This is a genomic window from Streptomyces tauricus (assembly GCF_014650955.1).
In the GTDB taxonomy this organism is placed as follows: Bacteria; Actinomycetota; Actinomycetes; order Streptomycetales; family Streptomycetaceae; genus Streptomyces; species Streptomyces tauricus.
On sequence record NZ_BMVY01000013.1, the window covers coordinates 68,153 to 83,033 of the forward strand.

The following is a 14,881-nucleotide window of genomic DNA, read 5'->3' on the forward strand; positions in this document are numbered from 1 at the left end:
CACCGCTCGTCCCGATCAGGTTCCCAGTCGAGGAGTCCCTGTGCCGAACCCGGCCGCCACCCCGTCTCCCAGAGAGCCGTCACGTCTGTACGACCCGCCGGAGCTGAGCCCGGAAAGATGGGAAGAGGCGGGGCGCCGCCTGCTCGCGAAGATGATCGGCGAGTTCGCGCACGAGGAGATCCTCCAGCCGGAACCGGCGGGGCACCGCGCGGGCGATACGGCGGCAGTCGCCACTCCTTCCAGCCCTTCCAGTGCCGTGGCTCCCGACAGGTCCCGGGAACTCAGAGGAGACGATTCGCCGCCCGACACGGAAGCTCGGCGTCCGCCCATTACGTCACCCATCCCTGGACCCCAGGGCTCGCCCGCGCCGAGGCCCGAGGGCTCGCCCGCGCCGGTACCCCACGGCTCGGCCGTCCCCAAGCCCCAGGCCGTGTCCCCTACCGAGTCTGAGCCGCCCGGCACCGCCACCGACGGCGAGCGCTCCTACACACTGCGCCTGGACGCCGGTGGCATCCTCGCCTTCCGTGCCCGCCGCGGTGCGTACGACAGCTGGCGGGTGGACCCGGCGTCACTCACCCTGACCGAAGCGGCCGGAACAACAGACCGCGATGGCGAAGCCGAACGCGCGGCCGACCCCGAACCACCCACCGACCCCTCGGACACCGCCGCCCCCACCGCACCCGCACCCGCCCCCGAAACCCCCCACCCACCCCCGCACCAACGCCCCTACACCGACCCCCTCGACTTCCTCACCCGCGCCCGTGCCGTGCTCCACCTCGACGGCGCCACCCTCGGTCACGTCATCCGCGAGCTGTCGACCACACTCGCCGCCGACGCCCGGCTGGATCACACCGCCCTCCCGGCCGCCCGCCTCGCCGACCTCGGGTACGCGGAGCTGGAAGGCCACCAGACAGGTCATCCCTGGATCGTCCTCAACAAGGGCCGGCTCGGCTTCTCCGCGACGGACGCCGCCCAGTGGGCGCCCGAGGGCCGACGGGCGACAGTCCTGCCGTGGATCGCCGTCCACACCTCGCTCGCCACCTACCGGGGCGTCGAGGGCCTGGACAGCGCCGACCAGCTCTACGCGCGTGAGCTCGACCCCGCCGTCCGTAAGTCGTACGACACCGCACTGCGCACGCGAGGGCTCACTCCGGAGTCGTACCTCTACCTGCCTGTGCACCCGTGGCAGTGGAACGACGTCGTGCTGCCGCTCTTCGCGCCCTCCGTCGCCGCGGGAGCCATCGTTCCCCTGCCTCCGGACGGCGATCTCCGGCTGCCCCAGCAGTCGATCCGTACGTTCCTGAACACCTCGCGTCCGGACCGGCACACCGTGAAGCTGCCGCTGTCCGTCCTCAACACCCTTGTGTGGCGCGGGCTCCCGACGGAACGGACGCTCGCGGCGCCCGCCGTCACCGCCTGGATGCACGGGCTGCGGGACACCGATCCCTTCCTGCACGACACCTGCGGGGTGATCCTGTTGGGCGAGGTCGCGTCCGTGACGGTCGGGCACCCCGTGTACGACGCGCTGCCGGAAGTCCCGTACCAGTACAAGGAACTGCTGGGCGCGATCTGGCGCGAGCCGCTCTCCCGTCATCTCGCGCCCGGCGAACGGGCCCGTACGCTCGCCGCTCTCCTGCACACCGATCCCGAGGGCCGTGCTTTCGCGGCGGAGCTCGTCGACCGCTCGGGCCTGGATCCGCGAAGCTGGCTGCGCCGCCTCTTCGCCGCGCTGCTGCCGCCTCTGCTGCACTTCCTCTACCGGTACGGCACTGTGTTCAGCCCACACGGCGAGAACGCGATCGTTGTCTTCGACGACCACGACGTACCGGTGCGGCTCGCGGTGAAGGACTTCGTGGACGACGTGAACGTGAGCGCCGAGCGGCTTCCCGAGCACGCCTCCATGCCCGACGACGTACGGGCCGTGCTGCTCACGGAACCGGCCGCCTTCCTCACCCAGTTCATCCACTCCGGGCTGTTCGTCGGTGTCTTCCGTTATCTGGCCCCGCTGTGCCAGGAGCAACTCGGCGTCCGTGAGGACGAGTTCTGGTCACTCGTCCGGGCGGAGATCATCCGGCACCACAAGCTCTTTCCGGAGCTCAAAGAGCGCTACGAGACGTTCGACCTGCTCACTCCCCGTATCGAGCGGCTCTGCCTCAACCGAAACCGGCTGCACCTCGACGGCTACCGGGACCGGCCGCAGCGCCCGCACGCCGCCGTCCACGGCACCGTCCCCAACCCCCTTCACCAGTCGTGATCACGCACAGCGCCGACACCCTGATACGCGTCCTGATCACATCCCCCTCCGCCGCCGCGATCACCCGGTTGTCGGTGCCGACCCGTAGGGTGGTCGGGCTATGACAGAGCCCTCACTCCCCGAACTCCTGCATGCCGCCGTCACTGCCGTCGGCGGCACGGAGCGCCCTGGCCAGGTGACCATGGCCGAATCCGTCGCGCAGGCCATCGACGACGGTTCCCATCTGCTGGTCCAGGCCGGCACCGGCACCGGTAAGTCCCTCGGCTACCTGGTTCCCGCGCTGGCGCACGGGGAGCGGGTCGTCGTGGCCACGGCCACCCTGGCGCTCCAGCGGCAGCTCGTGGAGCGGGACCTGCCGCGCACCGTGGATGCCCTGCATCCGCTGCTGCGCCGCCGCCCCGAGTTCGCGATGCTCAAGGGCAGGTCGAACTACTTGTGCCTGCACCGACTCCACGAGGGAGCGCCGCAGGACGAGGAGGAAGGCCTCTTCGACCAGTTCGAGGCCGCCGCGCCCACCAGCAAGCTGGGCCAGGACCTGCTGCGGCTGCGGGAGTGGTCGGACGAGACCGAGACGGGGGACCGTGACAACCTCACCCCCGGCGTCTCGGACCGGGCCTGGTCGCAGATCTCCGTCTCCTCCAGGGAGTGCCTCGGCGCCTCGAAGTGCGCCTACGGAGCGGAGTGCTTCGCCGAGGCGGCCCGTGAGCGCGCCAAGCTCGCCGATGTCGTCGTCACCAATCACGCGCTCCTGGCGATCGACGCCATCGAAGGCGCTCCGGTCCTCCCGCAGCACGAGGTACTGATCGTCGACGAGGCCCACGAGCTGGTCTCCCGGGTGACCGGAGTCGCGACGGGCGAGCTCACCCCTGGCCAGGTCAACCGCGCCGTGCGCCGCGCGTCGAAGCTCGTCAACGAGAAAGCGGCCGATCAGCTCCAGACGGCAGCCGAGGGCTTCGAACGACTGATGGAGCTGGCCCTGCCCGGCCGCCTGGAGGAGATCCCGGAGGACCTCGGGTACGCGCTGATGGCCCTGCGGGACGCCGCCCGTACCGTGATCTCGGGGATCGGGGCGACCCGCGACAAGTCCGTCACCGACGAGGACGCGGTCCGCAAGCAGGCCCTCGCCTCCGTGGAGAGCGTCCACGACGTGGCGGAGCGCATCACGAACGGCTCCGAGTGGGACGTCGTCTGGTACGAGCGGCACGACCGCTTCGGAGCGTCCCTGAGGGTCGCGCCGATGTCCGTGGCGGGCCTGCTGCGCGAGAAGCTCTTCTCGGAGCGCTCCGTGGTCCTGGCCTCGGCCACCTTGAAGCTCGGCGGGGACTTCAACGGCGTGGGTGCCTCGCTCGGCCTGTCCCCGGAAGGCATCGAGGGAGAGGACATTCCGGTCTGGAAGGGCCTGGACGTCGGCTCACCCTTCGACTACGGCAGACAGGGCATCCTGTACGTCGCGAAACACCTCGCGAGACCCGCCCGGGACAGCGACCGCGGGGACATGCTGGACGAACTCACCGAGCTGATCCAGGCGGCCGGCGGCCGCACGCTCGGCCTGTTCTCCTCGATGCGGGCCGCCCAGCTCGCCGCGGAGGAACTGCGCTCCCGCGTCCCGGAGTACCCGATCCTGCTGCAGGGCGAGGAGACACTCGGCGAGCTGATCAAGAACTTCGCCGCGGACCCGAAGACCTGTCTGTTCGGCACACTCTCGCTCTGGCAGGGCGTGGACGTGCCGGGCGCCAGCTGTCAGCTGGTCGTCATGGACAAGATCCCCTTCCCCCGCCCCGACGACCCGCTGATGAGCGCCCGTCAGAAGGCGGTCGAGGACGCCGGGGGCAACGGCTTCATGGCCGTCGCGGCCACGCACGCGGCCCTGCTCATGGCGCAGGGCGCCGGCCGTCTCGTACGGGCGACGGAGGACCGGGGTGTGGTCGCCGTGCTGGACCAGCGGCTCGCCACCGCTCGCTACGGCAGTTACCTGAAGGCGTCACTGCCCGACTTCTGGTACACGACGGACCGTAATCAGGTGCGGCGGTCGCTGGCCGCGATCGACGAGAAGGCGCGTAAGGCCGAGGAGGCCGACAAGGCCTGAACGGCACGGGGCCGCTCCCTCCGGCGCGAGACGGTGGAGCGGCCCGTGCCCGCCCCTGTGCCGTGCACAGCGATCCAGCGCGGTCCCCGCGGGGGAACCCGTGAGGGACGGGGACAGCACAGGGCCCCGGAACCGGCGCAGGGGTCCCGGGGCCCGGTCAGGGGTGGATCGTCAGATCCGCCGGAGCACCGCCACGACCTTCCCGAGGATGGTCGCCTCGTCACCGGGGATGGGCTGGTAGGCGGAGTTGTGCGGCAGCAGCCACACATGGCCGTCCTCGCGCTTGAAGCGCTTGACCGTCGCCTCACCGTCCAGCATGGCCGCCACGATGTCGCCGTTCTCCGCGACCGGCTGGCGCCGGACGGTCACCCAGTCGCCGTCGCAGATCGCGGCTTCGATCATCGAGTCGCCGACGACCTTCAGCACGAACAGCTCACCGTCGCCGACCAGCTGCCGGGGCAGCGGGAAGACGTCCTCGACCGACTCCTCGGCGAGGATCGGACCACCGGCGGCGATCCGGCCGACGAGCGGGACGTACGACGCCGCCGGCTTGCCGGCCGTGTCGGTGGGCTGCGCGGTGGACTGGTCGGATCCGCGGACCTCGTAGGCCCTGGGGCGGTGCGGATCGCGGCGCAAGAAGCCCTTGCGCTCCAGTGCCATCAGCTGATGAGCCACGGAGGAGGTGCTGGAGAGGCCCACGGCCTGCCCGATCTCCCTCATGGACGGTGGGTATCCCCGCCGCTGAACGGAATCCCTGATGACCTCGATGACGCGGCGCTGCCGGTCGGTGAGTCCGGAGCTGTCCGCCCGGATGCCTGGAGGTCGGCCCGGCAGGGAGCGGGCGGGCTTGGGCCCCTCCTGGTTCGCGGTTTCATTCATGGCTTGCACCGGCTCAAATCGGCCCTGGGAGCGGTCCTGGGCAGTGATGGTGGCACTGTCTGCGGTGGTGGTCACGTCGGCCCCTCTCGTTCGTCTCCCTGCTGGACAACGGTAGTTGCTTTCGAAAGGTTGCGCCAAACACACGTTCGAGTGAAAAAACGCGAATGGCCTTACGTGATCACGCGTCTGGGTGTATGGCTACCGCTGCACGGGGCGGGCGAAGGTGCTCGGTGCCGCTTTTTTCGTACTCTTCGCCGCCGATGCCGTGGCCTTGTGGGTCGGAGCGGGGCGAAGGCCAGTCTGCCATCAGGTGTCCCTGGGATCGGGAACCGGCCCCCGTACCGCTGCCGCACACCGTATCCCCGTACGCTCCCGGCCGGAATGGACGCGCGGCACATGCCAATACGGGTGCGACACGCGCGTAGAGCGTGAAATTCGGGTCAGGCCCTACATATAGTGGTCCGAGTTCCACAGCAGCCCAGAAGTTGTGGTCCCCCGGTCTTCCAGGTCCTAGGTCATCGCCTATGCTGGGGGCTTCTTCGAGGGGCCCGAGGGCCTGCCGAGGTTATCGAGTCGTGCTGTGCGAGGAGGGTTGGATTCGATGCACTGCCCCTTCTGCAGGCACCCCGACAGCCGTGTCGTCGACAGTCGTACGACGGACGACGGTACGTCGATCCGCAGGCGCCGCCAGTGTCCCGACTGCTCCCGTCGGTTCACGACCGTGGAGACGTGCTCCCTCATGGTGGTGAAGCGGTCCGGAGTCACCGAGCCGTTCAGTCGTACGAAGGTCATCAACGGCGTGCGCAAGGCGTGCCAGGGCCGGCCCGTCACGGAGGACGCACTCGCCCAGCTCGGCCAGCGGGTCGAGGAGGCGGTGCGGGCCACCGGGAGTGCCGAACTGACCACCCACGACGTGGGACTGGCCATACTCGGCCCCTTGCAGGAGCTGGACCTCGTCGCTTATCTGCGGTTCGCGTCCGTCTACCGGGCGTTCGACTCGCTGGAGGACTTCGAGGCCGCCATCACGGAACTCAGGGAAGAGACGCAGGGCCCCGCCACGGCCGACGAAGACGTGTGCGAGGGGTGCCAAGGAAGCGACCGCGGGTCCGGAGGGACTGCCGAAGTCCCGGTGCCCGCAAACGCCGCCGACTGACGAGAAGGGCCGGCACCGGCCCTGCCGATCGGCGACGACCACATACCTGTTGCGAGCGGACGCGTAGGCGGTGCTCGCAATACCAGAACACACACCGTGCCCCGGGAAGAACGAGGCACTTCAGGGCGTTTTAGCCTGATACAGGGAGGCGGCATGACAGAGACGGCGAGCGGTCCGGCACGAGGTTCCCGCGCGAAGGCCACCAAGGCCACCAAGGGACTGCGTATCGAGCGCATTCACACCACCCCGGGCGTGCACCCGTACGACGAGGTGTCCTGGGAGCGCCGTGACGTCGTCATGACCAATTGGCGCGACGGCTCGGTCAACTTCGAGCAGCGTGGCGTCGAGTTCCCCGACTTCTGGTCGTTGAACGCGGTCAACATCGTCACCAGCAAGTACTTCCGGGGTGCCGTGGGCACTCCGCAGCGTGAGGTGAGTCTCAAGCAGCTCATCGACCGCATCGTGAAGACGTATCGGAAGGCCGGCGAGGACTACAAGTACTTCTCGTCGCCCGCCGACGCCGAGATCTTCGAGCACGAGCTGGCGTACGCCCTCCTGCACCAGATCTTCAGCTTCAACTCGCCGGTGTGGTTCAACGTCGGCACGCCCCAGCCGCAGCAGGTCTCCGCCTGCTTCATCCTGGCCGTCGACGACTCCATGGAGTCGATCCTCGACTGGTACAAGGAAGAGGGCATGATCTTCAAGGGCGGCTCCGGCGCCGGCCTGAACCTCTCCCGGATCCGCTCCTCCAAGGAGCTGCTCTCCTCGGGCGGCAACGCCTCTGGTCCTGTCTCCTTCATGCGCGGTGCCGACGCCTCCGCAGGAACGATCAAGTCGGGCGGCGCCACGCGCCGCGCGGCCAAGATGGTCATCCTCGACGTCGACCACCCCGACATCGAGGACTTCATCCAGACCAAGGTCAAGGAAGAGGAGAAGATCCGCGCCCTGCGCGACGCGGGCTTCGACATGGACCTGGGCGGCGACGACATCACGTCCGTCCAGTACCAGAACGCCAACAACTCGGTCCGCGTGAACGACACGTTCATGAAGGCCGTCGAGAACGGCGAGAAGTTCGGCCTGACGTCCCGTATGACCGGCGAGGTCATCGAGGAGGTCGACGCCAAGGATCTCTTCCGCAAGATGGCGGAGGCGGCCTGGGCCTGCGCCGACCCGGGCATCCAGTACGACGACACGATCAACCGCTGGCACACGTGCCCGGAGTCCGGCCGCATCAACGGCTCGAACCCGTGCAGCGAGTACATGCACCTGGACAACACGTCCTGCAACCTCGCCTCGCTGAACCTGATGAAGTTCCTGAAGGACGACAACAAGGGCCGCCAGTCCTTCGACGTCGAGCGCTTCTCGAAGGTCGTCGAGCTCGTCATCACGGCGATGGACATCTCGATCTGCTTCGCGGACTTCCCGACCCAGAAGATCGGCGACAACACCCGCGCCTTCCGCCAGCTCGGCATCGGCTACGCCAACCTCGGCGCCCTGCTGATGGCGACCGGCCACGCGTACGACTCCGACGGCGGCCGCTCCCTCGCCGGCGCCATCACCTCGCTGATGACCGGCACCTCGTACAAGCGGTCCGCCGAGCTCGCCGCGGTCGTCGGCCCGTACGACGGCTACGCCCGCAACGCGCAGCCGCACCAGCGCGTCATGAAGCAGCACTCCGACGCCAACGCCGTGGCCCCCCGCGTGGACGACCTGGACACGCCGATCTGGGCCGCCGCCACGGAGTCCTGGCAGGACGTGCTGCGTCTCGGTGAGAAGAACGGCTTCCGCAACGCGCAGGCCTCGGTCATCGCCCCGACCGGCACCATCGGTCTCGCGATGTCCTGCGACACCACCGGCCTCGAGCCCGACCTCGCCCTGGTCAAGTTCAAGAAGCTGGTCGGCGGCGGCTCGATGCAGATCGTCAACGGCACCGTCCCGCAGGCCCTGCGCCGCCTGGGTTACCAGGAGGAGCAGATCGAGGCGATCGTCGCCCACATCGCCGACCACGGCAATGTGATCGACGCCCCGGGCCTCAAGACCGAGCACTACGAGGTCTTCGACTGCGCCATGGGCGAGCGTTCCATCTCCGCGATGGGCCACGTCCGCATGATGGCCGCGATCCAGCCGTGGATCTCCGGCGCGCTCTCCAAGACGGTCAACCTGCCGGAGACGGCGACCGTCGAGGACGTCGAAGAGGTCTACTTCGAGGCGTGGAAGATGGGCGTCAAGGCGCTCGCGATCTACCGCGACAACTGCAAGGTCGGCCAGCCCCTCTCCGCTAAGACCAAGGAGAAGGAGAAGGCGGAGGTCACGGCCAAGGCCGAGGACACCATCCGTACCGCGGTCGAGAAGGTCGTCGAGTACCGCCCGGTCCGCAAGCGCCTCCCGAAGGGCCGTCCCGGCATCACCACGTCCTTCACGGTCGGCGGCGCCGAGGGCTACATGACCGCCAACTCCTACCCTGACGACGGTCTCGGCGAGGTCTTCCTGAAGATGTCGAAGCAGGGCTCCACCCTCGCGGGCATGATGGACGCCTTCTCGATCGCCGTCTCCGTAGGCCTGCAGTACGGCGTGCCCCTGGAGACGTACGTCTCCAAGTTCACCAACATGCGCTTCGAGCCGGCCGGTATGACGGACGACCCGGACGTGCGGATGGCGCAGTCGATCGTCGACTACATCTTCCGCCGCCTGGCACTCGACTTCCTGCCCTTCGAGACGCGCTCCGCGCTCGGCATCCACTCGGCCGACGAGCGGCAGCGTCACCTGGAGACCGGCTCGTACGAGTCGAGCGAGGAAGACGTCGACGTCGAGGGGCTGGCCCAGTCCGCGCCCCGCACGCAGGAACTGAAGGCCGTCGTCACCCCCAAGGCCGAGGTCGAAGCGGTCAAGCCCGCTCCGCAGCAGGCCCACACCAGTGCCGAACTGGTGGAGATGCAGCTGGGTATCCAGGCGGACGCCCCCCTGTGCTTCTCCTGCGGTACGAAGATGCAGCGGGCCGGTTCCTGCTACATCTGCGAGGGCTGCGGCTCGACCAGCGGTTGCAGCTGATCTCCGACGGACCCACACGCCGAAGGGGCGGTACAGCGACAAGCTGTACCGCCCCTTCGACGCATCCGCGTACTTCCGGCGTGTGTGCGAGAGCCGTGTGGCCTCAGGCCGCGTCGGCGTCGCCCATGATCCTCGCGAAGGTCGCCGGGTCCGTGTCGAAGCCCCGGACGGCGGGACGGAAGGTCCACTCTCCGGAGTCGTCACGCACGAATTCCGCGACCGTCGTGGCCGTGGCCCCGAGGACGCCGCCGAAGTCGTCCTCGGACAGCACGGTGTAGCCCTCGCGGATCCGCAGGGCCGGGTTGTTGACGCCGACGAACGTGCGCCGTCCGCTGCGCTGCTGTATGGCGACACCGACCATCACGCGCGCGTAGCGCCTGTCGAGACGGCTCAGTTCCAGGGTCATGACCTCGTCCCAGCCGAAGCCCTTGCCGTCCTTGCTGTCCCGGTTGAGGTAGATGGTGCCGTCCGGGGAACGGCTGCCGAAGTGCACCACGTAGTCGGGACTTTCCTGGGCGTCGGTCGCGAGATAGGTGGCGGCGACGATGTCGAGATCGATGGCCGGTTCGCCGGCGGGACTGGGATCCCACTTCACCGACACCTCGACCTTGCTGATGCCCTTGTTGAGGCCGTTCACCGCACATCCTTCCTGGTGCCCCTGCGTCGGCCGCCTCAACTGCCGGGCAGCTGAGGCGTGTTGCCCATCGTGCCACGCACACGGGGGCGCTCGCGCGGATGCAGTGCGCCCGAGCGTGACCGACGCCACGTTCCTGGGCCTTACGATGGCGCCGTGCTGGTCAAGTGGATTCGCTGCACCGTGGTGGACCGCCGCGGTTTCGAACGGGGACAGCGAAAATGGGCGGGACTTCTGGGGGAGCCGGGATTCCGGGGGCAGGGCGGGGGCTGGAGCCGGGGAAGGCCCGGAGTGGCCCACATCTTCGCCTTCTGGGAGAGCCGCGCCTTCTACGACTCCTTCATGGCGCGTTCCCATGACCGGCTGGCCGCGTCCCAGTCGGGCACCTTCAAGGACCAGTACGCCACACTTTTCGACCACCGCTTCGACGTGAAGACCGGCTTCGAGCCGCGCTTCACGGAGGCCGATCTCGTGCGGGTGGCGCACTGCCGCGTGCACGAGGAGCGCGCCGAGCACTTCGCGCTGATGCAGGAGAAGGTCTGGAACCCGGCGATGGCCGGCTCGCCCGGCATGGTGCGGGGTCTGTTCGGAGAGGCGCCCGGCCCCGAGTTCCTGGTCCTGTCGATGTGGCAGTCGGCCGCCGAGCACGGCAAGTACCGCGCCGAGCGGGTGGAGCGGCTCGCCCTGCGGGCCCAGATAGAGGCGGACGTCGTCGCGCTCACGGGGGACATCGTCCAGCTGGAACCGACCTGGACCGTCTGACGGAGTGCTGATGGCGTCCCGCAAGGCCGCGATTTGTGTGACCTGTGACGTATGAAGCCCGTACGAGTGCTCGATCGGGCGTGACCCGATCTAGGGTTCCGGTATGGCACGTCCACGGCGCATCGTTCTTGTCCGGCACGGCGAGTCGGTGGGCAATGCCGATGACTCCGTCTACGAGCGTGAACCCGACCACGCTCTGGCACTCACCGAGAAGGGGTGGCGACAGGCGGAGGAGACGGGCAAGCGGCTCAGAGAGGTCTTCGGCCGCGAGCAGGTAAGCGTTTACGTCTCGCCGTACCGCCGCACGCACGAGACCTTCAGGTCCTTCCATCTCGACCCCGCCCAGGTCCGCGTGCGCGAGGAGCCCCGGCTGCGCGAGCAGGACTGGGGGAACTGGCAGGACCGCGACGACGTACGTCTTCAGAAGGCCTACCGCGACGCGTACGGGCACTTCTTCTACCGCTTCGCACAGGGCGAGTCCGGCGCGGATGTGTACGACCGGGTCGGCAACTTCCTGGAGAGCCTCTTCCGGAGCTTCGAGGCACCCGATCACCCGCCCAACGTGCTCCTGGTGACCCACGGTCTGGCCATGCGGCTGTTCTGCATGCGCTGGTTCCACTGGACGGTCGCCGAATTCGAGTCGCTGTCGAACCCCGGGAACGCGGAGATGCGGATGCTTGTCCTCGGGGAGGACGGCCGCTACACGATCGACCGTCCCTTTGAGCGGTGGCGGGATCCGGAGTCGTACGGGGCCACTGGTTAGTCGGCTGGCCGACTAACCGGCCAGGCGGCCAGTGGTCCATGTCTGTTGTCTTTTGTCCTGAATCCGTGAGCAACGAACTAGAGTGGCAGGGCGATGACCGCTGACTCCTCTCCCGCCGGGCGCTTCGACCGCGCCCTGGCCAGCCTGCGCGGGCTCGCGGTCGGGGACGCGCTGGGCTCGCAGTTCTTCGTGCCCGCGAACTATCCGCTGCTCCAGGACCGCGCACTGCCGCCAGGGCCCTGGAAATGGACCGACGACACGGAAATGGCCGCCTCCGTAGTGGCCACTTTGGCAGTTCACCACCGCATCGACCAGGACGGACTGGCCCGCTCCTTCGCCGAGCGCCACGACGCCGACCGGGACTACGGGCCCGCCGTGGACCGGCTGCTGCGGCAGATCCGGGAGGGCGGCGACTGGCGCGAACTGTCCTCGGCCCTCTTCAAGGGGCAGGGTTCGTGGGGCAATGGTGCGGCGATGCGGATCGCCCCGCTGGGCGCCTGGTACGCGGACGACCCGGAGCAGGCCACGCACCAGGCGGAGATCTCGGCGTACCCCACGCATCAGCACCGGGAAGCGGTGGTCGGTGCCATGGCCGTGGCCGCTGCCGCCGCGCTGGTCGCCGCGCCGGGAGGGCCGCCCGCGCCCGACGCACTCCTCGACGGTGTCATTGGTCTCGTGCCGCGCAGCGCCGTGGGCGCGGGTCTGCGGCGCGCCCGGGACATGCTCGACTACGGGGACACGACCACGGTGGCGGCCGTCCTCGGCTGCGGCCGACGCACGACCGCGCACGACACGGTGCCGTTCGCACTGTGGTCGGCGGCGCGGGCCCTCGGCGACTACGAAGAGGGCTTCTGGGCCACCGCCCAGGTGGGCGGCGACATGGACACGACCTGCGCCATCGTCGGAGGCGTGGTGGCCGCCGGGTCGGCCGGGGCACCTCCTGCGGAGTGGCTGGAGCGCACCGAGACACTGCCGGGCTGGTTGACGCCGGGAGACGCGCTCTAGGAGTGCTCCAGAAGTCGGAGGCCGTCCGGCAGGGTTCGAGGACGGCTGCCGGCAGGTGAGGACTGTCGGCGGGGTGGGGCGGCGGGCTCAGCTCGGGGGCCACGCGCGCGTGCCCTCTTTTCGGCTGCCCCAAGTGCCGATCCCTGTCACAGCCCTGCCACAGAGACGTCTTGCCCCGCTGTCCCGCGAGCCGCGCGGTTACCCTTTCCGCCACGCCGATCGTTGATCATCAAGCGGCGGCGCCGAAGAGACACCGGTTCCTGAGCTTCCCCCGCGGCCGTGCGCCGCGTGCTGCCCGGACCGGTCGGGGAGGGGGTCCTGTGTCCGACAAGCCGTCCGAGGCCGAGCCGAGAGGGTCGGAAGCCGGGGAGTCAGCGGAGTCTGCGGGGTCATCCGCGGGGTCAAAGGACGCGGCAGGCGCGACAGGTACAGCAGCTTCAGCGGATGCCGCGGTGCGGTCCGGTAGCGATGGCGAGGAGCCGAAGGACACCGTTCCAGCGGCTCGCTCCGTGGCCAGGAGCACGGGCGCGGGCGCGGACAAGAGTGCGGGCACGGGCGCGGGCGCGGACAAGAGTGCGGGTACGGGCGCGGGCGCGGGTGAAGGGTCGGACGCGAAGAATTCCGCCGTCGCGGACGGCAACGGGCTCGACGAGGACGGCAGCTGGGACGGTCCCGCCGTGGAGTCCTGGTTCGCAGACATCCAGGCGAGTACCCCCGCGCCCGTCCGTACCGCGACTCTCTGGGCGGCTCTGGCCACCGGTCTGCTCAGCATGCTTCTGCTCGGAGAGGGCCTGGCGCTCAATCTCCTGCTGGTGGCGATACCGATCACGCTCGGTGTGTACTTCGCGGCCGGGAGAGCGGGCCGACGACCGCGTCCCTGGACGCTCGTGTGGGGCGGTGGCGGACTCGCCCTGCTGATCGTTCCGGCACTGCGTGACGCCGGCTGGCCGTCGTTCCTCGCCATCGTCTCCGCACTGGCGGTGGGCTCTCTCGCCCTGCACGGCGGTCGTACCTGGACAGGGATGCTGTTCGGTCCGATCGGCGTCTGCACCTCGCTGGTCACCGGTCCGGGCTGGGGCTGGCGCGGACTGCGCGAGCGGACGGGCGGGGCACGCGGCAACGTGGGCCCGATGCTGCGCGCGATCGTGGTGGCCGCCGTTCTTCTGGTCGTCTTCGGTGCCCTCTTCGCCGGCGCGGACGCGGCTTTCGCCGACCTGCTGGCCGACCTCGTGCCCGACGCGTCGGTCTCCGGCGGGCCCTGGCACGCCGTCCTGTTCGTGATCGGCGTGGTCGGCGCTCTGGCGGCGGCGTACACGGCCGCGGCACCCGTTCAGTGGGACCGCGTCGCGGTGCCTCCGGGCCGCGCCCGTGGCCGCGTCGAGTGGGCGTTGCCCCTGGTCGTGCTCGTCGCGCTCTTCGCCGTCTTCAACGCCGTCCAGCTGGTCGTCCTGCTCGGCGGATACGACGCCGTCCTGGAGAAGACCGGCCAGACGTACTCCGCGTACGCGCGTCAGGGCTTCTGGCAGTTGCTCCTGGTCACGCTCCTCACCCTGCTCGTCATCGTGCTCGCCCTGCGCTGGGCGCCCCGGGACGACTCGCGCGACCGGACGTTGGTACGCGCCGTCCTCGGCACCCTCTGTGCCCTCGCCCTCGTGGTCGTGGCCGCCGCGGTGAGGCGTATGGACATGTACGTGGAGGCGTACGGGCTGACCCGGCTGCGGATCTCCGTGGTGACCGTCGAACTCTGGCTCGGCCTGGTCATCGTGCTCATCATGGCGGCCGGCGTCCTCGGCGCCCGCTGGCTGCCGCGCGTGGTGGTGGCCAGTGCCGCCGCGACCGTGCTCGTCTTCGGGATCGTGTCGCCCGACGGCCTGATCGCCGAGCGCAACGTCCAGCGGTACGAGCGGACGGGCACGTTCGACCTCGACTACGCGCGCGGGTTGTCCGCCGACGCCGTGCCGGCTCTGGACAAACTTGATGAGCCGCTGCGGTCCTGTGCCCTGAAAACCATTGACGAGGACCTGGGGGATGCGGGCCCCTGGTACGCCACTAGTTGGGGCGAGTCCCGGGCCCGGAACATCCTCGACGAACGAAAGCCGTCCGCCGAGGCCGACTGGCGCGTGTGCAGCCGCCTGGGGCAGGACCTCGCGTACCGCTGAGGCAGGGCGCGGAGGGCGCGTACCGCCTCAGCGGCACGCGATGCTGCCGCATCGGCCGTGTGGGAACCGTGGGAACCAAACAGGCCGGGCCGCCGTTTCCAGTACGGCGGCCCGGGCCTGCTCATCGCGCCCGTGGCG

Annotated in this window: 10 protein-coding genes; 8 read left to right on the plus strand and 2 right to left on the minus strand. The window is 69.4% G+C overall.

The window, feature by feature from the left end:
- The first annotated feature begins 151 nt into the window (after nucleotides 1-151).
- Nucleotides 152-2,254 (plus strand): IucA/IucC family protein, encoded by a 2,103-nt coding sequence (locus tag IE278_RS21095; RefSeq protein WP_373312049.1) that lies wholly within the window; start codon nucleotides 152-154, stop codon nucleotides 2,252-2,254.
- A 100-nt stretch (nucleotides 2,255-2,354) separates the two neighbouring features.
- Entirely contained in the window at nucleotides 2,355-4,340 is a 1,986-nt protein-coding gene (locus IE278_RS21100) for an ATP-dependent DNA helicase (protein WP_189774559.1), read from the plus strand.
- 171 nt (nucleotides 4,341-4,511) lie between these two features.
- On the opposite strand, the gene lexA is transcribed toward IE278_RS21100, so the two are convergent.
- A complete protein-coding gene (lexA, locus tag IE278_RS21105; protein WP_189774560.1) occupies nucleotides 4,512-5,294 on the minus strand; it encodes a transcriptional repressor LexA in 783 nt (260 codons plus the stop codon).
- Nucleotides 5,295-5,820: 526 nt separating this feature from the next.
- Here lexA and nrdR point away from each other — a divergent pair.
- A complete protein-coding gene (gene nrdR, locus IE278_RS21110) occupies nucleotides 5,821-6,372 on the plus strand; it encodes a transcriptional regulator NrdR (protein ID WP_189774562.1) in 552 nt (183 codons plus the stop codon).
- A 153-nt stretch (nucleotides 6,373-6,525) separates the two neighbouring features.
- On the plus strand, nucleotides 6,526-9,420 hold the full coding sequence (locus IE278_RS21115; protein ID WP_189774564.1) for a vitamin B12-dependent ribonucleotide reductase: 2,895 nt from the start codon (nucleotides 6,526-6,528) through the stop codon (nucleotides 9,418-9,420).
- Between the two features lie 103 nt (nucleotides 9,421-9,523).
- On the opposite strand, the gene IE278_RS21120 is transcribed toward IE278_RS21115, so the two are convergent.
- Nucleotides 9,524-10,057 (minus strand): TerD family protein, encoded by a 534-nt coding sequence (locus tag IE278_RS21120; protein ID WP_189774566.1) that lies wholly within the window; start codon nucleotides 10,055-10,057, stop codon nucleotides 9,524-9,526.
- Nucleotides 10,058-10,210: 153 nt separating this feature from the next.
- Here IE278_RS21120 and IE278_RS21125 point away from each other — a divergent pair, with 153 nt between their 5' ends.
- From IE278_RS21125 to IE278_RS21140, 4 genes are all read left to right on the plus strand, one after another.
- The gene (locus IE278_RS21125) at nucleotides 10,211-10,816 is read left to right on the plus strand and encodes a YdbC family protein (protein ID WP_189774568.1); all 606 of its coding nucleotides are present in this window, start codon (nucleotides 10,211-10,213) and stop codon (nucleotides 10,814-10,816) included.
- Nucleotides 10,817-10,919: 103 nt separating this feature from the next.
- On the plus strand, nucleotides 10,920-11,579 hold the full coding sequence (locus IE278_RS21130; protein WP_189774570.1) for a histidine phosphatase family protein: 660 nt from the start codon (nucleotides 10,920-10,922) through the stop codon (nucleotides 11,577-11,579).
- A gap of 93 nt (nucleotides 11,580-11,672) precedes the next feature.
- A complete protein-coding gene (locus IE278_RS21135; protein WP_189774572.1) occupies nucleotides 11,673-12,584 on the plus strand; it encodes an ADP-ribosylglycohydrolase family protein in 912 nt (303 codons plus the stop codon).
- A 677-nt stretch (nucleotides 12,585-13,261) separates the two neighbouring features.
- Nucleotides 13,262-14,743, plus strand: coding sequence for a DUF4153 domain-containing protein (locus IE278_RS21140; RefSeq protein WP_246570492.1), 1,482 nt, complete (start codon nucleotides 13,262-13,264; stop codon nucleotides 14,741-14,743).
- Nucleotides 14,744-14,881: the final 138 nt, after the last annotated feature.

What these genes read in the sequence shown, in the direction of transcription:
- IE278_RS21095 (WP_373312049.1), top strand. Translation starts at nt 152, where the DNA reads ATGATCGGCGAGTTCGCGCACGAGGAGATCCTCCAGCCGGAACCGGCG.
- IE278_RS21100 (WP_189774559.1), top strand. Translation starts at nt 2,355, where the DNA reads ATGACAGAGCCCTCACTCCCCGAACTCCTGCATGCCGCCGTCACTGCC.
- nrdR (WP_189774562.1), top strand. Translation starts at nt 5,821, where the DNA reads ATGCACTGCCCCTTCTGCAGGCACCCCGACAGCCGTGTCGTCGACAGT.
- IE278_RS21115 (WP_189774564.1), top strand. Translation starts at nt 6,526, where the DNA reads ATGACAGAGACGGCGAGCGGTCCGGCACGAGGTTCCCGCGCGAAGGCC.
- IE278_RS21130 (WP_189774570.1), top strand. Translation starts at nt 10,920, where the DNA reads ATGGCACGTCCACGGCGCATCGTTCTTGTCCGGCACGGCGAGTCGGTG.
- IE278_RS21135 (WP_189774572.1), top strand. Translation starts at nt 11,673, where the DNA reads ATGACCGCTGACTCCTCTCCCGCCGGGCGCTTCGACCGCGCCCTGGCC.